At 70.6% G+C, this 25,682-nt stretch carries 18 protein-coding genes and 1 pseudogene; 10 read left to right on the top strand and 9 right to left on the bottom strand.

What is annotated here, in order from left to right; translation table 11 throughout:
* From DT057_RS09215 to DT057_RS09205, 3 genes are all read right to left on the bottom strand, one after another.
* Positions 1-1,838: alkaline phosphatase (locus DT057_RS09215; RefSeq protein WP_203236229.1), on the bottom strand; the 1,838-nt coding region annotated here is incomplete at its 3' end.
* A 537-nt stretch (positions 1,839-2,375) separates the two neighbouring features.
* Entirely contained in the window at positions 2,376-3,839 is a 1,464-nt protein-coding gene (locus tag DT057_RS09210) for an MFS transporter (protein WP_203236228.1), read from the bottom strand.
* A gap of 63 nt (positions 3,840-3,902) precedes the next feature.
* The gene (locus tag DT057_RS09205) at positions 3,903-4,325 is read right to left on the bottom strand and encodes an Rrf2 family transcriptional regulator (RefSeq protein ID WP_128561779.1); all 423 of its coding nucleotides are present in this window, start codon (positions 4,323-4,325) and stop codon (positions 3,903-3,905) included.
* A 570-nt stretch (positions 4,326-4,895) separates the two neighbouring features.
* Here DT057_RS09205 and DT057_RS09195 point away from each other — a divergent pair.
* Together DT057_RS09195 and DT057_RS09190 are read left to right on the top strand one after the other, a co-directional pair.
* Complete coding sequence (locus DT057_RS09195; protein WP_128561778.1) at positions 4,896-5,171, top strand: hypothetical protein; 276 nt, start codon at positions 4,896-4,898, stop codon at positions 5,169-5,171.
* Positions 5,172-6,189: 1,018 nt separating this feature from the next.
* Positions 6,190-7,935 (top strand): alpha/beta hydrolase, encoded by a 1,746-nt coding sequence (locus tag DT057_RS09190; protein ID WP_203236230.1) that lies wholly within the window; start codon positions 6,190-6,192, stop codon positions 7,933-7,935.
* 94 nt (positions 7,936-8,029) lie between these two features.
* On the opposite strand, the gene DT057_RS09185 is transcribed toward DT057_RS09190, so the two are convergent.
* A complete protein-coding gene (locus DT057_RS09185) occupies positions 8,030-9,613 on the bottom strand; it encodes a GntP family permease (RefSeq protein ID WP_128561776.1) in 1,584 nt (527 codons plus the stop codon).
* Positions 9,614-9,616: 3 nt separating this feature from the next.
* On the bottom strand, positions 9,617-10,651 hold the full coding sequence (locus DT057_RS09180; protein ID WP_128561775.1) for a patatin-like phospholipase family protein: 1,035 nt from the start codon (positions 10,649-10,651) through the stop codon (positions 9,617-9,619).
* Between the two features lie 80 nt (positions 10,652-10,731).
* Here DT057_RS09180 and DT057_RS36750 point away from each other — a divergent pair.
* Positions 10,732-10,860 (top strand): annotated as a pseudogene (locus DT057_RS36750) (IS630 family transposase); the annotation flags it as partial.
* Between the two features lie 60 nt (positions 10,861-10,920).
* On the opposite strand, the gene DT057_RS09170 reads toward DT057_RS36750, so the two are convergent.
* On the bottom strand, positions 10,921-12,108 hold the full coding sequence (locus DT057_RS09170) for a M14 family metallopeptidase (RefSeq protein WP_128561773.1): 1,188 nt from the start codon (positions 12,106-12,108) through the stop codon (positions 10,921-10,923).
* A 148-nt stretch (positions 12,109-12,256) separates the two neighbouring features.
* Here DT057_RS09170 and DT057_RS09165 point away from each other — a divergent pair, with 148 nt between their 5' ends.
* The 6 genes from DT057_RS09165 (at position 12,257) to DT057_RS09140 (ending at position 19,724) form a co-directional block, all read left to right on the top strand.
* Positions 12,257-13,291 (top strand): AI-2E family transporter, encoded by a 1,035-nt coding sequence (locus DT057_RS09165; RefSeq protein WP_128561793.1) that lies wholly within the window; start codon positions 12,257-12,259, stop codon positions 13,289-13,291.
* A gap of 507 nt (positions 13,292-13,798) precedes the next feature.
* Complete coding sequence (locus DT057_RS09160; RefSeq protein WP_128561772.1) at positions 13,799-14,830, top strand: HWE histidine kinase domain-containing protein; 1,032 nt, start codon at positions 13,799-13,801, stop codon at positions 14,828-14,830.
* 128 nt (positions 14,831-14,958) lie between these two features.
* On the top strand, positions 14,959-16,866 hold the full coding sequence (locus DT057_RS09155) for a sensor histidine kinase (protein WP_128561771.1): 1,908 nt from the start codon (positions 14,959-14,961) through the stop codon (positions 16,864-16,866).
* Complete coding sequence (locus tag DT057_RS09150; protein WP_128561770.1) at positions 16,835-17,260, top strand: response regulator; 426 nt, start codon at positions 16,835-16,837, stop codon at positions 17,258-17,260. Before DT057_RS09155 ends, DT057_RS09150 begins: the two co-directional genes overlap by 32 nt.
* Before the next feature lie 3 nt (positions 17,261-17,263).
* Positions 17,264-18,445 (top strand): hybrid sensor histidine kinase/response regulator, encoded by a 1,182-nt coding sequence (locus tag DT057_RS09145; RefSeq protein ID WP_238313309.1) that lies wholly within the window; start codon positions 17,264-17,266, stop codon positions 18,443-18,445.
* Between the two features lie 124 nt (positions 18,446-18,569).
* Positions 18,570-19,724, top strand: a complete 1,155-nt coding sequence (locus DT057_RS09140; RefSeq protein WP_128561769.1) for a YihY/virulence factor BrkB family protein — start codon at positions 18,570-18,572, stop codon at positions 19,722-19,724.
* Positions 19,725-19,797: 73 nt separating this feature from the next.
* Here the strand turns inward: DT057_RS09140 and DT057_RS09135 are convergent, their stop codons facing one another.
* From DT057_RS09135 to DT057_RS09125, 3 genes are read right to left on the bottom strand one after another with little or no spacing between them, the layout of a single operon-like run.
* Entirely contained in the window at positions 19,798-20,559 is a 762-nt protein-coding gene (locus tag DT057_RS09135) for a transporter substrate-binding domain-containing protein (RefSeq protein WP_128561768.1), read from the bottom strand.
* Between the two features lie 52 nt (positions 20,560-20,611).
* Positions 20,612-21,742, bottom strand: coding sequence for an ABC transporter substrate-binding protein (locus DT057_RS09130; RefSeq protein ID WP_128561767.1), 1,131 nt, complete (start codon positions 21,740-21,742; stop codon positions 20,612-20,614).
* Between the two features lie 54 nt (positions 21,743-21,796).
* Positions 21,797-23,008: an alpha-hydroxy acid oxidase gene (locus DT057_RS09125; protein WP_128561766.1), complete on the bottom strand. Its 1,212-nt coding sequence runs from the start codon at positions 23,006-23,008 to the stop codon at positions 21,797-21,799.
* Positions 23,009-23,813: 805 nt separating this feature from the next.
* Here DT057_RS09125 and DT057_RS09120 point away from each other — a divergent pair.
* Positions 23,814-25,577 carry an MOSC and FAD-binding oxidoreductase domain-containing protein gene (locus DT057_RS09120; protein WP_128561765.1) on the top strand — a complete coding sequence of 588 codons (1,764 nt, stop codon included), beginning with the start codon at positions 23,814-23,816 and terminating at the stop codon, positions 25,575-25,577.
* Positions 25,578-25,682: the final 105 nt, after the last annotated feature.

Below are 25,682 nucleotides of genomic sequence, written 5' to 3'. Positions count from 1 at the left end.
CCGGCGCCCCCGAACAGGACGTCGTTGCCGGAGTTGCCGTACAGGGCGTCGTTGCCCTCGTCACCGTACAGGGAGTCGTTGCCGCTCCCGCCGCTGATGTAATCGCTGCCGCTGCCGCCGCCGAGAAGGTCGTCGTCCTCCTCGCCGAAGACCTGATCGTCACCGGCGCCTCCGGAGAGGACATCGTTGCCGAACCAGCCCCGTACCTGATCGTTACCCTGGCCCCCGTCCACGCGATCGTTGCCGAGGTCGCCAAAGAGCACGTCGTCGCCGGCGCCGCCGTCGATCGTGTCGTCCCCGCCGAGTCCGCGCAGCAATTCGCCCGCCGCGCTCCCCGTGACACTGTTGTTCTGCTCATTCACCTGAGTGACGCTCAGGCGTTCCTGATCGAGCAGGAACTGACCGACCTCGGCCTGATCGGTGAAGCGCCGCCCAGTGCCGGCGACCACCTGTCCCTGTGCGTTCCGGACCACATCCTGATCGTCCGCCAGGGTGAGGAGCGTCGACGCGTTCGCGCCCGTGGCGAGCAGGGGCACGATCTGGTTCGAGTGCCCGTTACCGAACCACTTGTACTCTGGTACGCCGTCGCCGTTCCGGTCCGGCTGTACCGGCTGGTAGGGGATTGTCGCCCCTTCCGGCCCGAACAACAGATGGTCGTGGTCGGCCGTCACGATGATCAGAGTGTCATCCAACGTCGCCCGGCTGTCGGGTGAGTTTACCCAGTCGACCACGGACTTCACCGCATCGTTGAAGTCGACGTACTCCTCGATCATCCGGCCGAAATTGTTGCCGTGCATGGCACGGTCGACCGCGCCGCCCTCGATCGAGACGTAGAGACCGTCGGGATCGGTATTGAGCCTGTTGAGCGCGGCGAGGGACAGTTCCGACAGGGTCGGCGAGCTGTTCAGGCGCGGCACGCTGAACGGGATCTCGGTCGCCCCGGCGGGTGCCGCGCCCGACCGGTAGTAGTTGGTGCCCGTGAACGCCTGAGGGACCATCGCGAGCCGCTCGCTCGTCGGAGTCCCCGTCGCCGCGGCCTGAATGGCCGCGCGATCCTGCAGCAGCGTCCAGCTCTGGCCGTCGTCCGAGCGGAACGTGTCGTTCTTCAGCGCCCCCCAGAGATCCGAACCGATCCACTGGTAGTTCGACGTCGTGGTCCGCTGGCCGTCGTCGTTGTAGTCCGGGTTGCCCGTCCCGGCGATCACGTCGAGGATGCCGTGCTCGAACATCTCCTGGGCGATCTGGTTGGCGTTCGCGCGCGCGACGTTGTGCGCGCCGCCGGTCGCGGCGGGCGTCGCATCACTGAACTGCACCGTCGAGACCACGCCCGTCGCCTTGCCGAGGGACTTGGCGACCTCGGCCAAGGTGGTCTCGGTCAGGCCGCTGCCGTCGACGTTGACGGCGTTGTTGTAGCTCTTCTCGCCGTTGGTGAGTGTGCTGGCGGTATTGGCCGAGTCCGGCGCAGTGGCGCGGTTCCACTCGTAACCGTCGAACGCTCTCTGGTAGCCGGCGCTGTTGGTGCCCGCCACGGGGTCGGCGTCGTAGTTCCTGGCCGGGTCGTAGACGGTGTTCGGGTCCTGGACGAGGCCGGCGAGACCAGCCACCGGCGTGGTCCGCGTCGACAGCGGGTAGACGGATTGCGCGGTCGCCAGGAAGCCAGGCCCGTCCGCGACGAGACCCTGGGCGCCGCCCGACCCGCGGCGGGGATCGTTGGCGGCCAGGCCGTTCAGGTAGAGCCGGGTTGCCTCGAGGGTGTTTGCCCCGGCACCGTCCGCGATCATGACGATGACGTTCTTGATCGGGCTCGCCGTGCCCGCGGCGGAAACGCCTTGAACCATGGGTTGTGCCTCCCAGCTTCGACCGCAGCGCGACCCGCCGTCGCCGGAAGACGGACGGGAAACTGCGCAGCAACACTCTCTCGGCCGGGAGCGAAGACGGTTTGATGACGGAGCAATGACAGGGGTTGTCTTGTCGACTGCCAATACCAGATGGCTCGCATCATATTCATATGAGATAAATCTGAGATTACCGACAGATTAGATGTAGATCATGGATTATAATACCTGTCCTTGCCCGCAGGCACGCAAATCGACGGTGCGGTCGCTTCAGCGCGGCGACTGTAGCTGCTCCTCAAAGACCGGACAGGCTCTCCTGAGTTGATCGGGCGATGAACTCGCGCGGGACGCGGCAACCCGAAGCGCCGCGGGGGTGAAGCCCGTCGTAGTGGGCCAGCCGAAACGGACGCTGGCGCAAGCGCTTCGGGCATCCGGGATCGGCCAGTCAGCGCGTGAGCGTCCGCCAGCAGGATCCGATCAGGGGCAATCCCGCCTGCAACGGGGCCGCGGGCTTGTAGCCCGCGCACGCGCCCGCTGCCTTCACGGATTCCCCGCAGGCCGCGGTCGCCTCAGCAGGGCCAGCGGCACGAGCGAGAGCAGCGTCAGCCCGGCAGTCAGCCACCAAGCGCGTTCGTACGCGGCCAGCTTTCCGAGCGGCGTCTCGGGGGCGCCGAGGACGGCGACGAACAGTGCGACCCCGAGCGCGAGCGCCGTCTGCCGGATCATGTTGAGGATGCCGGAGCCCGTCGCCAGCGAGGAGGCCGGCAGGGCAGCCGTGCCGGCCCCCATGAGGGTCGGGAAGGTGAGCCCGACACCGACGCCGAGGAACACCATGCCGGTGATCGCGACCGGCATGCTCGGTTCGAGACCAGGCACGACCGCCCACCAGACCATCCCGGCCGAGAACAGGCCGGTCCCGAGCGCCACCACGGATGCAGGGCCGATGCGCGCGATCAGGCGCCCCGCGAGGAGAAGCGACGTCACAGGCACGAGGAACGGGCCAGGCGCGATCGCGAGCCCGGCCTTGAGCCCGGACCAGCCCCAGCCGTCCTGCAGCCACAACGCGATCGACAGCAGCATGGCGCCGAACGCCACGGAATACGGCGCGAGGATCAGCGCCGCGCCCGTGAACGGCCGGATGCGGAACAGCGACGGGTCGATGAAGGGGTTCTTGGCCCGCAGGCAATCGACGACGAAGAGCGCGAGCAACAGCGCCGCGGCCCCGATCGCGAACGCGGTCCTGCCCGATGCCCAGCCCCAATCGGCCGTTTTCATGATCCCGTAGGTCAAGGCCCCGACGCCGAGCGTGATGAGGATCGCCCCCCACGCGTCGGGTCTGCGGATCGCGTGGCCGGGGATGCGGGGAAGCTTCCAGAGCCCGACCGCGAGCGCCACCATGCCGATCGGTACGTTGACGAGGAAGATCCAGCGCCAGCTCCAGGCGACGAGGAACCCTCCGACGACCGGCCCGAGCGCGGCCGCAAAGCCCCCGATGGCGGTCCAGGTCCGGACGGCATGGCCGCGCTGATCGGGCGGAAACGTCGCCAGGAGGAGGCCGAGGGAGGTGGGCGTCATCAGCGCCGCGCCGGCGGCCTGGATCACCCGGAATGCGACCAACATCTCGACGCTCGTGGCCGCGGCACAGGCGGCCGACGCCGCCGTGAACAGCGCCACCCCGACCAGGAAGCTGACGTCGCGTCGGTAGCGCTCGGCGAGCCGACCGAAGAAGACGAGGAGCGCCGCGTAGACGATGGCGTACCCGTTCAGGATCCAGGACAGACCCTCGAGACCGGCATCGACGAAATCCCGGCCGATATCGGGTAGCGCGACATTGACGATGAACAGGTCGAGATTGGCCAGCACGATGCCGACGCAGACGATGGCGAGCACCTGGTTCGGGCGGACCGGCCGCGTCGCCGCATCGGTCCTGGCCTTGGGCAGACCGGCCTCGCGCGCGCCGGGATTCGGACCTGGCGAAGGAGCGGCAAGTTGGCGAACGATCACGGCGAGCCTCCAATCTGATACGTAACATGGTACGTTTCATTAATGCCGCGGCTCCGCGCCTTGTCAGCCCGGGCGCGGAACCTGCTCGACCAGCGTAGCCAGCGAGGTGCGCCGCAGAACCTCGGCAACCGCGTCGTCGGCCGCGCTGAACAGCGGCGGCAGCAGGTCCGTCATCGCCTTCTGCACCGGGCAGCGCGGATTTTGCCGCTCGCGCATGGCGAACATCGCCCCATCCGGCTCGACGGCGCGGTAGACATCTTCCAGCGTGATGTCGGCAGGGGCCAGCAAAAGCTCGACGCCCCCGTGTCGGCCCGACCGCAATCTGACCAAGCCCTGGCGCTCCAGCAGCTTGAGAAGACGCCGAACCACGACCGGGTTGGTGTTCAGGCTGGTCGCGAGCAGGTCCGAGTTGGCGCCTGCGCTGCCACGCCAGGCGATCACGCAGAGCGCCTGGACGGCACTTGCCAGGAGACTGTTAGCGGCCATAAATGTAACATTCTCAGTTCTGTTTCATTCTGTCAAGCGCCGGCTGCTTTTCCCGGATGCTGGCTGACGCGGGCGTCCCGTCGGCTCGCCACCCCGAGCGCGACCGGCGCGGCATTTGTATGAGAACCGACCGGACATCTGACACTTTCGCGGATCGCTCAAGCTCACGCCCTCGACGCTTGCCCGCAGGACAGGAGCCCGCGTCAGAAAACCGTGCCAGGAAAACATCGGTCCGAAAAACGTTGTACGGGATTATTCTGGCATATGTTTCGGCGACCCTCGGGCAGATCGGATCCACGCCGGCGCAAGTCTCGTACCGGCAGGCGTAAGCCGCGGTCGCGCCGCGGCGGCTCCGCTCGCTCAGAACGAGGTCGCCGCAACCCGGGTCCCGGAACGCGGTCCACGCAGGCTAGCCCCCGTCGGCGTCGTCCACGCGGGCCGCGGAGCATTGTCTCGCGGCAAGGCGAGCGAGCGATGCGGTTTCAGTGCCATTCCGGCGCACGCTGATTGACATGCTGCTGGAACTCGACCGGTCATTGGCAGCGCTCGGGCGGGCGGAGCGGCGTGAGCGTGAGCGGCCCTACCCCGTGGATCGTGGCAGCGAGGCCCGTGAGGCGACGCCAGCACCTGCAACGCAGCAAAGAAACGGCCCGCTGCTCGATGGCCCATGGGGCCATATCCGAAACGACCATGAGCCCGGAACTTTCCGTTTGTCGTATCCTTGATATTTCGGACGCAACCGGACCGAAGGAATTTAACATGCCGCAAATGTTCGACTGGATTTTCTACGCCATCATGATCCCGTTCCCGGCTTTCCTGCTCTGGGATTGGCTCAAGAACCGATGAGCATTTGGGGTTCGGGTAGAACCGTACCGGGCCCACGAGCGACCGAGAACTGGCAGGAGGGGCACGTCGCCGGCGGCATCCCGTAGCGGATCGGGTCTCCACCATGCTCCGCCTGGCGCGCCGCTGCTGACTTGGCGACGAGCCTTCGCGGCGAGCCTTCGCGACGAGCCGAGCGGCCGCCACTGCACCGTCCATCCCCTCGTGCCGGCGCTGCCTGGCCCGCAAGCCGAGGCGTCAAGGCACCACGGCACCCGCCGGCTAGGGCGGGGCGCGCCGCCACGTCCCCGACGCCGCGCGGCGGGCGATCATGCCCGACGCGGTCCCGCCCGGTGCCGCCTTCCTGGAACTGGAGCTTGCGGCCCGCTTCGGTTGCAGCCAGAGCCCGGTCCGCGAGGCGCTGCCGCGGCAGGAAGAGGGGCTGGTGCAGCGTTCGGACCACCGCGGCGCCCGCGCCCCGGAGACGAGCCACGACGAGGCGGCGGAAGATGCTGCGGCGACGGCGCGATCTGGCGTGCCGGGGCGCGGCGCGCTTCTCGCTCAGCCGGCTGACCCGGTCGACGCCCTCGTCCCCGACTTGCGCCGGCACCTCGACGCCATGGAAGCGGCGGCCGAGGCCGGGGATCCCTGCGCCCTCGCGCAGATCGGCCGGGAGTTCCACCGGCGGCGGTTCACCGCGGCGCGCCTGCCGAGCCTGGAGCCGCTGCCCCCACGCTGGCTCACCCACGTCCACCGCAAAGCCGGCGATGTCCCGGCCGGGCGGGTGAGGTGTCGGGAGCGCTATGCGGAGACCAGGACGATGGAGAGGGTCGGGCGTTGCGATGATCCCACCCCGGCGCGCCAGGGCAGACGACCCGAGCAGCAGACGGCCGCCCGCTGGTCGGGAACCGGGCGAGAAGCTGGCCACACCGATCGCTCCGGCCGTGAACATTACGGTCGATGTTCTCGTCAGGTCGTTGATATGCTCGCTTCGATCGGCATGCGGCCGCGGAGCGTGCCACCGGCAGACCTGGAACGAGGAATGCAACAGGAACGCCGTCGGGCGGCACGCATCGCCGCGCGTGCAGCAGGGTTTCTCCGGCAGCGGGCGCGGGGTTTGTCGGGCGTCGGCCTGGCTCTGGGGACCTTACTCTTCGCGGCGGCTTTGACCCCGACCCTCGTTCCGCGCACGTCGCTCACTCAGGGTGCACTGGCGGGCGCCTGCTTCGCTGCCGGTTACGGCCTCGGCGTCGCGTGGCGATGGCTCTGGGCCTATCTGGAACTGCCGGAGCCGGCGGAACGCGCGCGCCGCATCGCGAACGGTCTCGTCGCCACCTCGTGTCTGTCCATCGCCGTGATCTTCCTGTGGCGCGCAGCGGAGTGGCAGAACTCGATCCGCGCCGTGATGGCGATGGAGCCCGTCACGAGCGCGCACCCCTTCCAGGTCTGCGCGGTCGCCCTGGTGACCTTCGCCACGCTCCTCGCGCTCGCGCGGCTGTTCGGGCTTGCTGCGGGCTTCATGGCCGGCCGCGCGGGCCGGTTCGTTCCGCGGCGGATTGCGACGATGGTCGGCGTCTCCGTCGCGGTGGTGCTGTTCTGGTCGGTCGCGAACGGTGTCTTCTTCCGCGCGGCCTTCCACTTGCTCGATGCCTCGTTCCGCGAACGCGACGCGCTCCTCGAGCCCGAGCGCCCTCAGCCCGTCGAACCGGCGCGGGCGGGCGGTCCGGGATCGCTGGTCAGATGGGGCGAACTCGGGCGTGCCGGGCGCGAGTTCGTGGCATCGGGTCCCAGGGCGGCGGAGATCGGCGCTCTCACGGCGCGCCCGGCGGCCGAGCCGATCCGCGTCTACGTCGGCCTGCGCGCGGCCGACACGGCGCAGGAGCGGGCGCGGCTCGCCGTGGCGGAGCTCAAACGCGTCGGCGCCTTCGACCGGTCGATCCTCGTGGTGATCACACCGACGGGCACAGGCTGGATTGATCCATCGGCGATGAACGCGGTCGAGTACCTGCACCACGGCGACGTCGCCAGCGTTGCCTTGCAGTATTCCTACCTGTCGAGCCCGCTGTCGCTGCTCGTTCAGCCGGAATACGGCTCGGACGCCGCGCGCGCCCTCTTTGCCGAGGTCTACGGTTACTGGACCACGCTGCCGAGGGAGCGCCGCCCGAGGCTCTACCTGCACGGGCTGAGCCTGGGGGCGATGCACTCCGAGAGCTCGGTCGAGCTGTTCGAGATGATCGGCGATCCGATCAACGGCGCGCTGTGGAGCGGCCCTCCCTTCGGCAGCCGCTTCTGGCGTCTGGTGACCGATGGCCGCAATCCCGGCTCGCCGGCCTGGCTCCCGGAGTTCCGGGACGGCCGCTTCGTGCGGTTCATGAACCAGGACGGCGCGCGCGAGCCCGCGGACGCGCCCTGGGGGCCGATGCGGATCGTCTACCTGCAATACGCCAGCGACGCGGTCACCTTCTTTGATTATCGCGACTCCTACCGTTCGCCGGCCTGGCTGCAAGCGCCGCGCGGGCCGGACGTCTCGCCCCAGCTGCACTGGTACCCGCTGGTGACGGCGCTTCAGCTGGCGCTCGACATGGCGATGGCGACGAAGCCCCCGATGGGCTACGGCCACGTCTACGCTCCACAGCATTACGTCGACGCCTGGGCTGCCGTCACCGACGTGCGCGACTGGTCGCAGGAGGCGCTCGCGACCCTGAAACGGCATCTGGCGAAGACCGCCGGCCCCGCTTTGGAGGACGACGGCAGCGACGAGGGCGCCTACCGCAACCGGGGCGGCTGACCGATGGATGACAGGCCCCGAGCCGCTGCGATCGAACCGCGATAACCCGGAAGCCCACCGGTCGCGCGTCCCGGCGCTGACGCGCTCCGCCCATCTACCCGGGCACCACACGACCCGAGACGACGCGGTGCCTGTCGCTCGCCGTGCAGCGGTGGCCGGGCAGGTCTTCGCCGCAGTGCCGTCGCGCCTCGTTGCGATGCCCCCGGCCCGTCGCCCGGAGCAGGCTTGAGAACGAGCCGACCGCCCCGCCGAGGACGATCACCGCCGCGAGAGCCGCGAGGGCGCCCACCACGCTGACCATCACGATGTCGAGGTAGCTCTCGGCATGCGTCGAGCCGCAGACGGCCAGGAGCGTGACGACGGCGCCGTTGTGCGGCAGGCTGTCGAGCGTCCCCGCACCGATCACCGCGACGCGGTGCAGGAGACCCGGATCGATCCCGTGCTCGCCGGCGAGCCGCAGATAGGTCGGCCCGAGGGCATCGAGCGCGATGGTCAGGCCGCCCGAGGCCGATCCCGTGAGTGCGGAGAGGATGTTCGTGGCGACGGCCAGGGAGACCAGAGGGCCGCCCTCGATCCCGATCACCCAGTCCCGGACCAGCGCGAAGGCCGGCAGGGCCGCGATGACGGCGCCGAAGCCGACGAGGCTGGCGACGCTGAAGGCCGGCAGCACGGCGGCGTTCGCGCCGGCATCCATGCTCTCGCGCAGGGCCGGCAGGCGGCGCCCGTTCACCACGACGAGCACGAGGATCGCCGCCGCCAGTGCCACGGCCACCGACCAGACGCCTGCAACGGCGGCGAGCGAGGTCCCGCCCCAGCGCGGCTCCGCCAGGAACCGGGTGTCCATCCGCGGCAGGACCACGAACGACATCAGCAGGTTCACCGCGATCACGACCACCAGCGGGAGGATCGCGAGCCGGAAAGGCAGGGCCATCGGCGCACGCACCCCGCCGTGAACCTCGGGCGGGTCGAACGCGCAGGCCGTGGCCGCCCGCTCCCGCAGGAGAGAGTGCCGTTGCGCCTCGGCCGGACGCGGCGTCTCGTCGCCAAAACCCTCGTTCCGCCGCCGCGCCGCACCCGTGGCGCGTGCCAGCCACCACAATCCAAAGCCCAGCATGACGGCCGATGCCAGGATCCCGAGGCCTGGTGCCGCAAAGGGCGTCGTGCCGAAGAACGGCATCGGGATGGCGTTCTGGATCGCCGGCGTGCCCGGCATCGCCGACATGGTGAAGGTGGAGGTCCCGAGTGCGATCGTCGCCGGCATGAGACGCCGCGGGATGGCGGCGGCCCGGAAGAGCGCCTCCGCCATCGGCGCGAGCACGAAGAAGGCGACGAACAGGCTGACGCCGCCGTAGGTGACGACGGCCCCCGCCAGCACGACGGCCAGGACGGCCCGCCCGGTGCCGAGGCGTTCCGTCAACCAGTCGGCGATGGCCGTCACCGAGCCGCTGTCCTCCATCAGCTTGCCGAACAGCGCCCCCAGGAGGAACAACGGGAAGAACTGCGCCAGGAAGTGGGAGGCGCTGCCCATGAAGGTCTGCGTCCAGTGGGCGAGGAGCGGCTCCCCGGCGAACCCTGCGGCCAGCAGGGCCGCCAGGGGCGCGAGCAGCAGGACGCTCCACCCGCGGAAGGCCAGCCAGACCAGCAGCGCGAGGGCGACGAGGATGCCGAGCAGCCCCATTCCTCACGCACCTTCCAGCAGGTGGTCGATGTCGAGCGTCGAGCTCTCGCCGAGTTCGCGCCCTCGCTCGGCCAGGAAGGCGTCGGCGGCGCGGCGCCCTTCCTCGCGCAGCAAGGCGAGGAAGGCCTCCTCGGCGTTGAGCTTCGAGGAGGCGCCGAACTCCGTCAGGCGATCGCTGCGGACGAGGTGGATGCGCATGCGCGCCCAGTGCGCCGTCTCTGCGCCGCCCGGGTCGGCGACTTGGCGCAGGAGCGCGATCATCCGCAACTCCTTCAACAGCACCGCATTGAACGACACTTCGTTCAGCCGGTTGAGGATGTCCCGCGCGGTTCGGGGCAGTTCCGGCCGCTCGACCGGGTTGATCGCCACGAGGATGATGTCGTCCGCCGTGCATTCCCTCACCAGCGGCGTGATGGTCGGGTTGCCCGCGTACCCGCCATCCCAGTAGGCCTCGCCGTCGATCTCCACGGCCTGGAACATGGTGGGCAGGCAGGCCGAGGCCAGCAGGACATCCGGGGAGAGCTCCGCGTTGCGAAACACGCGCGGGCGCCCGGTCCGGACATTGGTGGCGGTGATGAACAGCTTGATCGGCGAGCCCGCCAGGCGGCCGAAATCCACCGTCTCGGCCAGGACCTGGGCCAGGGGGTTCGCCGCTCCCGCCCCGAGATCGTAGGGCGAGAACACGCGCGCCATCATGTCCAGGGCGAGGTAGGCCGGCGAGTGATCGAGGGTCCAGCGGCCGAGGATGATGTCGAGGGGGCTGCGCTGCAGGGGGCTCAGGGCGGCAGCCTCGGAGACGCGCTTCCAGAAGAGGGCGAGCGCCTCGCGGGCGCCCGGCCGCCCGCCCCGGGCAAAGCCGTCCGCCATCACGGCGGCGTTCATCGCGCCAGCCGAGGTGCCGGAGATGCCCTCGATCTCGATCCAGGGCTCCTCCAGCAGGCGGTCGAGCACGCCCCAGGTGAAGGCTCCGTGCGACCCGCCGCCCTGCAGCGCCAGGTCGACGATCAGCGGTGGACGCTGTTCGATGCTCCAGCTCATCTCGGCCACTCCAGAGCGCTGCGAGGACGGCACTCGTCGGTGCCCCGCCAAGCTTCGAACGCTTTGGTCCGAGGCCCGAAAACCTGCAGCGCCATCGGCATCAAGAGTTCATCGGTTTCTTGAGCGCTGTCGAGCACGAAGTTCCCGCCGGCAAGACCTTCCGGGTCATCCTCGACGACTACGCCGCTCACGAGCGCCTGACGATGCGGGTGGGCCGCCGACCCCGACACGATCATCGCCGCACTCGGACGCGGGCACCAGGTGCCGGATCACTCGGGATAGGTCTCGCCGCCGTCCGGCGTCGCCTTGTGGAAGAGGATGAACGCCAGAGGGTTGCCGGGCTCGGTCATCGCGTCGCTACGCTGGCCCGTGACTTCCCCGGCCACGCTACTTGTATATTCCGCAACCACTTCGCCGAAACTGTTGCGCTGGATGGCCACTTTCTGGCCGGCCACGACCTTGTCGTTGAGCTTGACCAGATGCTCGACCAGTCCTCCCTGGGTTGCAAGGATCGGGAGCGCGCTGTTGCCGATGAAGACACCCACGTCCTTCCCTGTGCGCCCCAGTGGCCCGGCCAGGATGCCGTGAAGCTTGAGGACGTTCATCGTGCCTTCCACGAACAGGGAGATCATCTCGAGGTTCAGGACGCGCGCAGGCCCGATCTCCGGCGTGAAAGCCGGGATGCCCGCGTCGACGAACGCATTGTGCAGGACACCGGGATAGACATGGTTGTCGAAGATCTGGCCGACGGGGTAGAGCTCCGCCATCGCCCTGATCTCGGGCACATCCATGCCCGCGATCGTGAAGGCGGTGACATCGAACCCGGTTGTTCCAGTATGGAAGTCGATCGCGAAGTCGGCGTTCGGCCGCAGCAGGCGATCGAACAGAAGCCCCGCGTGTCGGCCGGGTGCGGTGACGCCGTTCTCGTTCCCGGGCCACTCCCGATTCATGTCGATCAGATCGATGCCTCTGCCCTGGTTGGGCCATCTGCGCTGCATGCTCTCCAGGGCCGGGCGGGATACGTCCGTGACCGCCATCACCGTGCCGGACATCTGCGCCGGGTCGAGCTGGCTCATCACGGTCTGCACCGTGTGCACGGAACTCATCTCGTCGCCATGCACGCCACTGGTCAGGACGCCGCGCCTGCCCGGCCTTGCTCCCTTGGCGACCGTGACAGACACATGCCAGTGCTGTCCGCTCGCCATCTCGACGCCCTGAAAATACAGAAGGTGCTTGCGCCCGGGCTCGAGGTCGTTGACGTCGAGCGCGCTGACGACCCGTTTCCCTTGAATTGTATCGCCGGTATAGACCGTTCCTGATGCCGGCCCGGCAGGACTTGTCGTTGCACCTTGAGCATCGGCAATCCCCGCGGCGAGGACAGCCGATGTGCCAGCCGTTGCAATCGATGCGATCAAGAAGTCGCGGCGATCGAGGCGTTCGTCCGACCCGTTCGACATCACGCAGGTCCTCACGTGTGAACCTCGAGAGCTTGCGATGGTGCCGGGTCGTTCAGCAAGCTCCGCAGAGGGCGCGAGCGCGTCCCCGGGGTTTAGATCGTGGCGAGCCGGGACGGCGGCGGGACGAGGATGCGGCACCATGACGACGATGCGCGACCCCGCGGGGCCGACGAGCGCCGCGGGCGCCCTCTGCGCCCTGATCCTGGTGGCCGGGGCGCTGTCCCTCGCCCGGTCGGTGTTCGCGCCGGTCGCCTTCGCGCTCCTCGTCATCGCCGTCATGTGGCCCGTCCAGAGCCGGCTCCAGGCGGTGATCCCGAAGGCCCTGGCGGCGGCGACCAGCATCATCCTGGCGACGGCGGTGATCGCCGGCTTCGGGTACCTGGTCGTCTGGGCGTTCAGCCGGGTCATCCGGTCCGCGCTCAACGACCCGGCCCGTCTCCAGGCCTTCTACGTCCGGACGGCGGAGTGGCTGGAGACGCACGGCATCGTGCTCGCCGGGCTCTGGGCCGAGCACTTCGACGCCCGCTGGCTCCTGCGCCTGCTGCCCGAGATCCTGAACCGGGTCAACGGCGCGGCGACCTTCCTGTTCGTCGTGGTGATCTACGTCGTCCTGGGCCTGCTCGAGGTCGACGACGCGGCCCGGAAGCTTCGCGCCGCGCCCGGGCGTGAGTTCGGGCGGGTCCTGCTCGCGGGAAGCGCCGCCACGGCGGCGAAGCTGCGCCGGTTCATGCTCGTGCGGACCCTGATGAGCCTCATGACGGGCGTGCTCGTGTGGGCGTTCGTCGCCCTGGCGGGGCTCGAGCTCGCCCTCGAATGGGGCGTGATCGCCTTCGTGCTGAACTACGTCCCGGTGATCGGGCCGCTCGTCGCGACCGTCTTCCCCACCCTGTTCGCCCTGGCCCAGTTCGCCTCCTGGCAGACGGCCCTCACCGTCTTCGCCTGCCTGAACCTCATCCAGTTCCTCGTCGGCAGCTACCTGGAGCCCCGGGTGGCCGGAAGCGCGCTCGCGATCTCGCCGTTCCTCGTCCTGTTCGCGGTGTTCTTCTGGAGCTTCCTGTGGGGGATTGCCGGCGCCTTCATCGGCGTGCCGATCGTGATCGCGGTGCTGACGCTGTGCGAGCAGCACCCGTCCGGCCGTTGGCTCGCGGACCTGCTCGGGTCCCCTGACGACGGAAAGGGTTGACCGCTCGCCCCGCGATTCCGGCAGCGGATCACCGGGGGGCCTTGCCGGACGAGCCCATGCAGGAGGAGGCGGCTCGCCGGCCCGGGATCCGGTTCGGCTGCCCGCAGACCCGTGTCACAGGGTCCGACCTCGCTCGGCCAGTCCGGCAAGCTGCCCGCTCGGACAGGGTCGGGTACATCTCGCGCTTGAGCCAAGCCCTCGCCATGCTGGCTTGCGTGCCTCCTGATCGCGCAGGCCTGATCGCTCGGCCGGTTCGCCAGCCGTTCATCGACAGCCGGACGCGGCGCCGGCTCGACCGCGCTCGGAGGCCGACGACGCCCCTGCCCTTCCAGCCCGCCGGCGAATGGGCCACGGCGGCCCGTGCGCAGGGCTCCCCTGCGACGCTGGGGCTTGTGGAGAGAGGCCGGCCGCAGGCAACCGCCACGCGGGCCGCAGGTTGTCCGCGAAGCTCGTCGGTCGGTCGGCACACGCGTCCGGCAGGGTCCCGCCGCCAGCGGAGGGACGACCTTGCAGAAGCCCGACGAGACCGAGCCGACCCGGCCCGACCTGGAGGTGCTCTTCGCCGCGGTCGAGGCCTCCGGCGAGGCCATCCTCATCACCTCGGCCGAGCTCGACGAGCCAGGACCCCGCATAGAGTACGCCAACCCGGCCTTCACCCGCATGGCCGGGTACGCGGCGAGCGAGATCCTCGGCCGCACGCCGCGCCTGCTCCAGGGTCCCGGAACGGACCGCGCCGTGCTCGACCGCATGCGCAGGTCCCTCGAGGCCGGCGAGCCGTTCCAGGGCGAGGCGATGAACTACCGCAAGGACGGCTCGACCTACGTGGTCGAGTGGCTGATCACCCCCGTGCGCGATGCCCAGGGCCGCACCGTGCGCTGGATCTCGGCGCAGCGCGACGTCACCGAGCGGCGCGCGGCGGAGGACCGCCAGAGCCTGCTGGTGCGCGAGCTCCACCACCGCGTGAAGAACACGCTCGCCACCGTGCAGGCGGTGCTCAACGCGACCGTGCGCTCGTCGCCCTCGGTCGCGGACTTCGCCCGGGCTTTCTCGGGCCGGATCGCGTCCTTTGCCAGGACGCACGCGCTGATCACCGACGACGTCGCCCAGTCCGTCTCGTTCGAGGGGCTGCTGCGGGCGGAACTCGACCCTTACGACGAGCATGGCCGCATCCGGCTGGCGGGGCCCGCCGTCGCGCTGCCCTCCGGGCTCGCGGTGCCGGTCGGCATGGCGCTGCACGAACTGACCACGAACGCCCTGCGCCACGGAGCTCTGGCCGAACCGGACGGACGGCTGGAGGTCGCCTGGCAGGTGGAGGACGGACCGACGGGGCGAGCGCTGCGGTGGGACTGGAGCGAGCATGACGGGCCGCCCGTCGCACCCCCGACCCGCCAGGGGTTCGGCTCGCGGCTGCTCAGCAAGGTCTTGGCCGCTCAGGCCGAGGCGGAGGTCGACGTCGCCTTCGAGGCCGATGGCCTGAGAGTCTCCGTCCGCCTTCCGCTGCCGGCTCCGGGCCCCCTCGGCCCGGCCGCAACACCCTGAGCGCGCGCGCCCACGGACCCGCGGCCGCCTTCGCGGGGCCGCTCCGGAATGGCGACGGACACCAGGACTGCGTCCGTGCTATCGACCCTGCGCTAACCTGCCACCAGCACGAGCGGACCGCCTCCAGCGTGACGAAGACTTTCGGCCTGAACCGCTCGCTCGGCGGCGCCATCGCGATCATCGCCCTGGTGGCGGTGCTGGGCAGCGCAGCCGTGCTGACGACCCAGGGCCAGCTCCAGGCCGCCATCGACGCGCGCGGCCGCTCGAACCTCGTCCTCCGATCGCTGTACTCGCTCCGAATCGCCATGCTGAACCAGGAGACCGGCCTGCGCGGCTACCTCCTGACCGGACGCCCGGACAGCCTGGAGCCTTACCGTCAGGGCATGCCGATGCTCGACGACGCCCTCGGGCGCTTGCATGCCCTGATCGGCGGCGATGCCGTACGCTCGGGTTGGCTCGCCGAGGCCGAGAAGGCGGCGCGCTCCTGGCAGGACGAGGTGGCCGAGGCCGTCATCCGCGGCATGTCCGACGCGGCCAGCCGCCCGGAAGCGGCCAGGATCGAGAGCGACGGGACCGGCAAGGCCTACTTCGACACCTTCCGGGCCCGGCTCGACGCCATTCAGACCGAGGAGGAGCGCCTGCGCGAGATGCAGGGGGAGCACCTCGCGCGGGCGCAGCGCATCGCCGCCATCGTGTCGTGGGTCAGCACCCTGCTCACCCTCCTGATCTGCGCCAGCATCGGCGCGGCCATCCACCGCAAGGTCGTCGGACCCCTGACCCGGCTCGCGGAGGCGATGCGCCGGCTCTCCCGACGCGATCTCACGGCCGACGTGCCGGCGACGCACCAGCACGACGAGGTCGGCGCGATGGCGCGGGCCGTGCAGGTCTTCAAGGACGGGTTGATCGAGCTCGACCGGACCTCGCTGCTGCGCGCCACCGCCGACACGCTGCCGGCCATGGTCGGCTACATCGATGCGCGCCGGCGCGTCGGCTTCCTGAACGGCGAGTTCGAGCGCTGGTTCGACCTTGAGGCCGAGGACATCTCCCTCGTGGACGGCCGGCCTCTCGCGCAGGTGTTCGCGGCCGACCCCTTCCCGGGCATTGGCCGGGAGCTGGACGAAGCCTTCGCCGGCACCGAGGTGCGCTTCGAGCACAGGCTCGCCCGACGCGGCCTGGGGCGCCGCGAGGTCGAAGCGTTCTACCGCCCCCACCGCGGAGCCGACGGTCGGGTCCTGGGCGTCGTCACGCTCCTCACCGACATCACCGAGCGCAAGCGCATGGAGCGGCGCCTCGCCCTGCACGCGCGCGACCTGCGTCGCACGAACGAGGAGCTGGAGCAGTTCGCCTACGTGGCCTCCCACGACCTCAAGGCGCCGCTCCGGGGCATCGAGAACCTGGTGACCTGGATCGAGGAGGACCTCGAGGCGGTGCTCACGGGCGACACACGGACGAACATGGAGCTCCTGAAGAGCCGGGTCCGGCGTCTGGAGAGCCTGCTCGACGACCTGCTGGCCTACTCGCGGGCCGGACGGGGGGACGTGGCGACGGAGCCGGTGGACACCCAGGCCCTCGTCGAGGAACTCGCCGGCTTGATCAGTCCGCCCGAGGGCTTCAGCATCGTGGCCGGCAACGGCCTCCCCACGCTGGATGCGGCGCGGGCGCCGCTGACCCAGGCGCTCCAGAACCTGATCGGCAACGCCGTCAAGCACCACGACCGGCCGGCCGAGGGGCACGTCTGGGTCGATGCGCACACCCTCGGCGGCATGGTAGAGTTCAGCGTGACGGACGATGGTGCCGGCATCCCGGAGCAGTTCCGCGAGCGGGTGTTCGGCATGTTCCAGACGCTGAGGCCGCGCGACGAGGTTGAGGGCAGCGGCATGGGGCTTGCCATCGTCAGGAAGCTGGTCGATCGCCAGGGCGGAAAGATCTGGCTCGACGACAATCCGAAGGGACGTGGTCTCTCGGTGCACTTCACCTGGCCCGACGGAACGAAGGGGACCGCCGATGGCACCGACCGTGAACTTGCTGCTGGTTGACGACGACGAGGTCGACGTGCAGGGCCTGAAGCGGGCCTTCAACAAGAGCAAGATCGCCAATCCGATCACGGTGGCGCGCGACGGCGTCGAGGCGCTGGAGATCCTGCGCGGCGAGAATGGCCGGCCCAAGCTCGCCAAGCCGCACCTGATCCTGCTCGACCTCAACATGCCGCGCATGAACGGCATCGAGTTCCTGGAGGCGCTGCGCGCCGACGCGGACCTCAAGAGCGCGCTGGTCTTCATGGTCACGACCTCGAAGGCCGAGGAGGACAAGGCGCGCGCCTATGGACACCACGTGGCCGGCTACATCGTCAAGCAGGATCCAGCCAACACCTTCATGCAGGCGGTGTCGATGCTGGAGCACTACTGGAAGATCATCGAGTTTCCCGAGTAGCCGGTGCCGACCGCCACCGTGACCGCGCCGACGCGCATCCTGCTGATCGACGACGACCAGGTCGACCGCACGGCCGTGCGGCGCGCGCTGGCCAAAGCCGGGCTGGTCCACGAGTTGACCGAGGCGCCGGATGGCACCACCGGGCTTCGGCTCGCGCAGGCCCGGGCATTCGACTGCGTGCTGCTCGACTACCGCCTCCCGGACGTCGATGCCTTCGACCTGCTGCGCACCCTCCTGTCGCCCGAGGGCGGCAGCCAGGCGGTGCTGATGCTGACCGGCGAGGGCGACCCGGAGATCGCCTTCCGGCTGATGCGGGCGGGGGCGCTCGATTACCTCGCCAAGGGCGAGGCCACGCCGTCGAGCCTGGCCCGGGCCATCCGCTACGCCAAGGCGCGGCGCGAGTTCCTGGCCGAGCTCAGCACGGCGCGGCGCGAAGCCGAGGCGAAGTCCCAGGAACTCGACCTCTTGAACAAGCAGAAATCGCTGCTGTTCTCCATCATCGCGCACGACCTGCGCAATCCGTTCCAGGCGCTCCTCGGCCTGTCGAACGTCCTGAGCCAGGCGGTGGCGGAACGCGACCACGCCTCGGTCGAGCGCCGGGCGCAAGGCATCCAGGAAGCGGCCGGCAAGGCCTACGAGCTGATGGAGGGCCTGTTCGCCTGGGCGAGCCTGCAGATGGACACGGTCGCGGTGACGCTCGGCGGCGTCGACCTGTGCGCGGTCGCCGCCGAGGTGCTGAAAGGGGCCGCCGAGAACGCCGCCCAAAAGGGCCTGAACCTCGGCGTCGACTGCGCCGGGGTCTACGTGCGGGCCCAGCGCGACATGCTGGCGGCGGTCCTGCGCAACCTCGTGAGCAACGCCGTCAAGTTCACGCTGCCGGGCGGCACCGTCACGGTCGCGGCACGACCGCGCGGCGAGGGCATCGAGATCATGGTGTCCGACACCGGGGTCGGCATGCCGCCCGACAAGGTCGCCGACCTGTTCAGGGTGGACCGGCGGACGACGACGAACGGCACCGCGGGCGAGCGCGGCAGCGGGCTCGGCCTCCTGCTCTGCCGCGATCTCGTCGAGCGCCAGGGAAGCACCCTCACGGTCGCGAGCGTACCCGGCCACGGCACCACGTTCAGCTTCATCCTGCCGGCGGTGACGATCGAGGAGGAGCACCGCGCGCTTCTCGGGGCCTGAGCCCTTGCTCCTGGGCTGAGCGCCCTTCGTTCCGGAACATGGGCACCATCGGCAACGAAGGGGACGAGCGCACGTTGGCCAGACGGCCGAGGTTTCTCCTCGGGCATGATTGGCAGGCTGGCCCATGACCGACCGCATCCCAGCACCGACGGACAACGCCCGGTCCGTCGCCGCATCGACAATCTGGACGTTCTTTCTCGGTACGGCCCTGGTCGGCCTGGTGGTGCTGCCCCGCCGCACTGGAGGGCGGGCGGGAGCCGGCGAAGCCGGCCGCCTCGGTCCGGAGCCCGGCCCACGAGCCCACGAGGGGGCGGCGGCCGAGCGGGTTGCGGAGGCGGAGGCCGACCGGGGCCGCCAGGCCGAGACCCCCTCCGAGATCCCGGCGAAGGGCTGGTGGGACATCGGCAAGCGCGTCCTCCAGGAATTCGGCAACGACCGCGTGCTGCTGGTCGCGGCCGGCGTCACCTTCTACGCGATCCTCGCGCTCTTCCCGGCCATCGGCGCCCTGGTCTCGATCTACGGCCTCGTCGCCGATCCCGGGACGATCAACGCGCAGCTGGCCAACCTCCGGGGCGTGATGCCGGACGGCGCGCTCGACATCATCGGCGACCAGGTCAAGCGGATCGCCTCCAAGGGCGGCGGCACCCTCGGCTTCACGGCCGCGTTCGGCATCCTGCTGTCGATCTGGAGCGCCAACGGCGGCATGAAGGCGATCTTCGACGCGCTCAACATCGTCTACGACGAGAAGGAGAAGCGGAATTTCTTCTGGCTGAACCTGCGCTCGCTGACCTTCACGGCTGGCGCGCTTCTCTTCGTGGTGCTGGCCCTCGTCGGCATCGTGGTGGTGCCGACGGTGCTGAACTTCCTCAATCTCGGCTCGATGGAATGGGTCATCGCGCTGCTGCGCTGGCCGATCCTGCTGCTGGTGGTCCTCGGGAGCCTGGCGCTGCTCTACCGCTACGGTCCGAGCCGGGACACGGCGCGCTGGACCTGGGTGACGTGGGGGAGCGGCGTCGCGGCCGCTCTCTGGATCGTCGTCTCGGCCCTGTTCTCCTGGTACGTGTCGAGCTTCGGCAATTACAACGAGACCTACGGCTCGCTCGGTGCCGTCATCGGTTTCATGACCTGGATCTGGATCTCGACGACCATCGTGCTGCTCGGCGCGGAACTGAACGCCGAGATGGAGCATCAGACGGCCAAGGACACCACCACCGGGAAGCCCGAGCCGCTCGGCGCGCGCAAGGCGAAGGTGGCCGACACCGTCGCGGCGTCGCGCTGAAGGTGGCGCACGTCCGGCGGGGCAGCCCGGGTTGGTCGGGAGGGACCTGCCGGGGCCGGCCCGGGCGGCCGCCTCACGCGGTTGGACGGTGAGCGAGGCGCGCGAGAGCGGCCTCGAGCATCCGGTCCAGCTCACCGCCGGCCTTAAGGCGCGCGAGCGCCTGGTCGATGAGGCCGAGCAGGGTGCGGTCGCCCTTCCTGACGGCCATGCCGAAGGGCTTGGGGTCGAACCTGTCGCCGATATCGATGATCGAGTAGCGCTCCGGATCGGCCGAGCCGGCCCGCAGCATGGTCAGGTTGATCATGTCGTTCGATGCCGCGTCGGCCTCGCCCCTCTCGATCGCGGCGAGGTTTCCGGCGCTGAGGGGCGTGACGACGTGCGTGGCGCCGGGGAGAGAGGGAAGCGCCGCGCGCATCCGGCGCAGCGACACCGAGCCGTCCGTCACCGCGATGCGCTTGCCCTTCAGGTCCTCGAAACCACCGATGGAGCTGTCCCTCGGAACGAGAAGCCCCTCCCGCGTCACGCAATAGGGCGTCGAGAAATCCACCAGTTCGGCGCGATCGGGCGTGATCGTCAGCTGGGACGCGACGACGTCGACGCGGCCCTCCTGCAGATCCCGGATCCGGCCCGTGTCCGTGACCTGGACGAACTCGACGCGCTCGGCCGAGCCGAGGATCGCCTCGCCCACCGCCCTCGCGAGATCCGCCTCGAATCCCGTGACGGCGCCGGTCCCGGGATCCCTGTAGCCCATGCCGGGGATGTCGAAGGAGACACCCGCGATCAGCCGCCCGTTCGCTCGACCCCAATCCATGGCACCTCGCATCGCCTCCAGCACCCGGGACGATCCCGAGCGCGCGGCGCGCCCGGGCGGCCGCGCCGGACCGGCACTAATCCTTGAAGTCGACGCGCTTGATGAACGTCACGGAGCCGCGCTCGTTGCGCACGATGTTGTAGCCGTGCAGCCCGTCGCCGTTCCGGTCGAACGTGTAGGTGCCCTCGGCGCCCTCGAGGTCCTTCGTCGCCAGGATGGCCGCCCGGATCCTGTCCGGATCGAGGCTGCCGGCCGTGTTGATGGCCCGCGACAGGACGTTCACGGCGTCGTAGGCCCAGGCCGAGAAGAAGTCGGGGGCCGCCTTGTACGCGGCCTCGTACTTCTCCGCGTAGGCCTTCGCGGCCCGGTTCGCGTCGCGGTGGAAGTCGGAGGCCGCGTAGGCGCCCTCCAGGGCGGGGCCGGCGAGCTTCAGGGCCGTGGCGCTGGCCGTGGTCGAGGAGCCGACCCAGTCGATGCTGACCCCGAGCTGGCGCAACTGCCGCGCGAAGATGCCCTGGTCCGTCTCGAACGGGATGTAGGTTCCGAGCACGTCCGCCCCGGATTGCTTCACGGCGAGTGCGACGGCGGTGAAATCCTGCGAGTTGTTGGGGAAAGCCTGCACCACCAGCGGCTCGATCCCCTGCTCCTTCAGCGCGGCGGCAAGGTTGCGCATGCCGCTGGTGCCGAAGGCGTCGCTCGAGTGGACGAGCGCCCACTTGCGCCTGCCCAGCGTCTTGACGCCGAACTCCGCGATGACGCGCGCCGAGTAGCGGTCGTTTGGACGGAAGCGGAAGAGCCAAGGGTTGCCGGCCGCCGTGAGTTGCGGATCCGTGCCGCCGATCAGCGCCGGCCGGGCCGCCTTGGCGACGTCCGGGCCGATGGCCTGGACCTGCGTGCTCCGCACCGGCGCGATGAAGGCCGGGATCGTGGGATCGGCGCTGAGCTTGCTGAAGGCCAGGATGGCACCCGGATTGGTGCTCTGGTCGTCCTCGATCACGAGAGCGATGGGGCGGCCGAGCACGCCGCCCGCCTTGTTGACCTCCTCGACCGCGAGCCTCACCCCTTGAACGATGTACTTGCCGGATTCGGCGCCCGGCCCCGTGATGGCCGCGGCCACCCCGATCTTCAGGGGATCCGCCGCCGCGGGGCCGCAGGCGAGACCCGCGGCGAGCCAGAGGGCCGAAGCGAGCGTGACGCGGCGGTTCATGTCTGCCTCCCCGATCGTTGCCGGCAGCTTAACGGCCCGGGGCCGGCGGGCAACTCATCCCGGCCGGCGCGGCCGCACGTGGTCCGCGCCCACGTCCGCGATGCGCGCCGTGCCCAGCAGCGTCATGGCATTGTCGAGCTCGTCGCGCAGGATGGCGATCGCGGTCGCGACGCCGTCCTGGCCGGCGGCGCACAAGCCCCACAGGAAGGCCCGGCCGATGCTGCAGGACGAGGCTCCGAGCGCGACCGCCTTCAGGATGTCGGTGCCGCGGCGGACGCCGCCGTCGAGGATGACCTGCGCGCGCCCGCCGACCGCCGCGACGATCTCGGGCAGGACGGAGATCGGCGCCGGGACGTGGTCGAGCTGGCGCCCGCCGTGATTGGACACCATCACGCCGTCGGCCCCGATCCCGACCGCCCGCGCGGCATCGTCCGGGTGGAGCACGCCCTTGATGACGACGGGCCCGGGCCAGAGGTCGCGCAGGCGGGCGAGGTCGTCCCAGGTCACGGACGGATCGAACAGGGAGGCGACGTGCTGGGCGACGCTGGTGAAGCCCGCCGGTGCCGCGCCCTCGAAGTTGCCGAAGCGGGGCGGCGACAGCAATGCGCCGGCGAGCCAGCGCGGACGGCGCGCGAGGTCGAGCATCGTCGCGGCGCGGGGGCGCAGCGGCACCGTGAAGGCGTTGCGGACGTCGCGCTCCCGGCGTCCCTGCACGGGGAGATCGACCGTGATGCAGAGGACCCGGTAGCGCGCGACCCGCGCCCGGGACACCAGGGCGTGCATCCAGTCCCGGTCCTTCAAGGCGTAGAGCTGGAACCAGCGGTCGGCGTCGGGCACGGCGTCCGCCACGGCCTCGATCGAGGCGACCGAGTTCGTCGACAGGCAGAACGGGAGGCCGGCCGCCGCGGCGGCCCGCGCCGCCGCGATCTCGCCCGAGGGCCAGAAGAACCCCGCGAGCCCGGTCGGTGCGAGCAGCAACGGAGCCTGAGAGCGGGCTCCGACGATGTCGGCCTCGGCCGAGCGCCGGCTGACGTCGACGCCGACCCGCGGCACGAGCTGCCAGTCCGCGAAGGCGGCCTCGTTGTCGCGCAAGGTCACTTCGTCGCCGGCGCCGCCGTCGATGAAGTCGAACACGGACCGGGGCAGGCGGCGCGCCGCGAGCCTGCGCAGGTCCGCGATCGACACGGCCGCGTCCAGCGCGCGCGAGGAGCGCCGGGGCTTCGCCACGCGGGCGCGGGCCGCCGGATTGTCGGCGGGTTCGGTCATGGGGCCGGCGCCCGGCCTCGCGAGAGGGCCGGCGCGGTCCTCCCCGGCGGCCATTCTCACCGGCTGCTCGACCCTGCCGCGCGTGTCGCTCATCGCCACCACCCCCATCGGCCACGCTCCCCCGGGGGCATCCCGGGCGCGGCCGGCGCATCGCGGACGGGAGCCCCGCGACGCTCCTGTCGGGGAGTTCTACCGGACGTTCTCGCACAAGGGCAGCGGGTTGGAACGCGGGACCGGGCCTTGGCGCGTGCTCGCCCGGGCCGTGCCGCTCGTCGCGCGCGGACGCCCCACGCGCAGAACGGCCGCACCCGGGCGGGCGCCGGGGCCCGGGCGGGCGCCGGTGGCGGAGGAGTGCGTTCGATCCGCCTCGTCGAGGGCGTCCCGGCGCGACGTCGCGCCGGCGGCGGTCACGGCGGGGCGCGGAGGGTGCGCCCGGCGCCGGGTGCGACCCGGGCCGCGGCGACGGGCATGGCGGCGGCGGCGCGCAGGGTCTCGCCCGTCGCGCGCTCCCCCTTCGGAGCCGCCCGCCTCGAAGGTGGGGCGCGCCAGGGTCCAGGGCCGCCCGATACGGTCGGTCGTTGCGTGCCGGATCTCCCCGGATTCCGCCGTTGACAGCGAATCACCGTCTCATGCATCACCCCGGAGCGGCTCCGCCCGCCGGGACGGGAGGGCTGTCCTACCGGGTGGCCGAGGGGATCGTCGCGCGGGACGCACGGCGCCGGGTCGAGGCGCGGCCGGTGCCCGCGGACCGAGGCGGCTCCCGGGCTCCCCTCGGGTCGAGCGATCCAGCCTGGCGGAGAGCGTGATGGCACGTCTGCTTTCGGTCAACGTGGGTCTGCCGCGGGACGTCGCGTGGCAAGGCAGGACCGTCCGCACCGGCATCTGGAAGGCGCCGGTCGAGGGCCGGCGTCGGGTGCGGCGCCTCAACGTCGACGGCGACGGGCAGGGCGACCTCGCCGGCCATGGCGGCGAACATCGGGCCGTGTTCGTCTACCAGATCGAGTCCTACCGGTACTGGGAGACGCAGCTCGGGCGGCGAGACTTCAGTCATGGGCAGTTCGGCGAGAACTTCACCGTCGACGGCCTCGCGGACGCGGACGTCTGCATCGGGGACCGCTATCGCGTCGGCCGCGCCGTGCTCGAGGTCACGCAGCCGCGGGTGACGTGCTACCGGGTCGGCATCCGGATGAACGAGCCGAGGATGGCCGCCCTGCTGGTCGCGCACGGAAGGCCCGGCTTCTACGTCCGCGTGCTGGAGGAAGGCGAGGTGCAGGCCGGGGACGAGATCGCGCTCGTGGAGGCCGGCGCCGAGAGGATGAGCGTCGCGGACGTCAACGCGTTGCTGTACTTGCCGGGTCATCCCGGCGACCAGCTGGAGCGCGCGCTCCGCATCCCGGCCCTCAGCCCCGGCTGGCGGCGATCCTTCGACGCGCTTCTCGCCCAGGGACGCGACAACGACGGCACGCGGAGCGGAAATGCCGGGCTCGGCACGGCCGCGGGCCCGGCGCCGGCCTGGCCGGGGTTCCGCCCGCTCCGCGTCTCGCGCAAGGTCCGGGAGAGCGGCACCGTGGTCTCGCTCACGCTGGAGCCGGCGGATGGCCGGCCCCTCCCTCCGGGACGTCCAGGACAGTACGTCGTGCTGCAGCTCGGGCCGGCGGCCGGAGCCACGATGCTGCGGAGCTACTCCCTGTCGGAGGCGTCGAGCGCCGCGTCCTATCGCGTGAGCGTGAAGCGGGAGGCGCACGGTACGGCAAGCCGCTACATCGGCGACGGCCTCGCCGTCGGCGACACGGTGGGGGTGAGCGCGCCGCGCGGCCGCTTCATCCTTCGACCGGGCGCGACGCCCGTCGTCCTGCTGAGTGCCGGGATCGGCGTGACGCCGGTGCTCGCGATGCTGCACGCCTTGGCGGCCGCGGCATCGACCCGGGAGGTCTGGTGGTTGCACGGGACCCGGAACGGGCGCGAACACCCCTTCGCCGAGGAAACGCGCAGCCTCCTCGCGCTGCTGGCGAACCGCCATCGGCACATCCGCTACAGCTCGCCCGACCCGGGAGACCGGCCCGGCCTCGATTACGATGCGGCCGGGCGCTTCGGCGCGCCGGTGCTCCGGGAGCTCGGCCTGCCGCTCGACGGGGATTTCTACGTCTGCGGGCCCTCGGCGTTCATGAGCGAGATGACGGCCGGACTGGCGACCGCCGGCGTCGGGCCGGACCGCATCCACGGCGAGACGTTCGGCGGCGTTCCGTCCCTCACCCCGGGCATCGCCGCATCGCCGCATCGGCCGCCGCATCCGCCGGCAGGGCCTCCCGGCACGGGACCGCGGGTCTCGTTCGCGCGCAGCGGCGTGCATGTCCGCTGGGACGCGGCGTTCTCGAGCCTGCTCGATCTCGCGGAGGCCTGCGACGTCCCCGTGCGCTGGTCGTGCCGGACGGGAGTGTGCCACACCTGCGAGTCAGGCCTCGTCGCGGGGCCGATCGATTACGACCCCGGCCCGATCGATGCCCCGGCCGAGGGCAGCGTGCTGATCTGCTGTTCGCGACCGCGGGGCGACGTCGTCGTCGATCTTTGACGTGACGAGGGTGGCCGGATCGCATCGCGGGCGGCCGGCACCGCGTCGGGCGGGACGCGGGCGGAGACGGATTTCGAGGCAGCGCTCGCGTGGGCGGGCGTGATG

Origin of the sequence: Methylobacterium crusticola (assembly GCF_003574465.1) — a bacterium.
GTDB lineage: Bacteria > Pseudomonadota > Alphaproteobacteria > Rhizobiales > Beijerinckiaceae > Methylobacterium > Methylobacterium crusticola.
The sequence above is the reverse complement of the archived record's forward strand: the minus strand, read 5'-3'. Positions and strand labels throughout refer to the sequence as shown.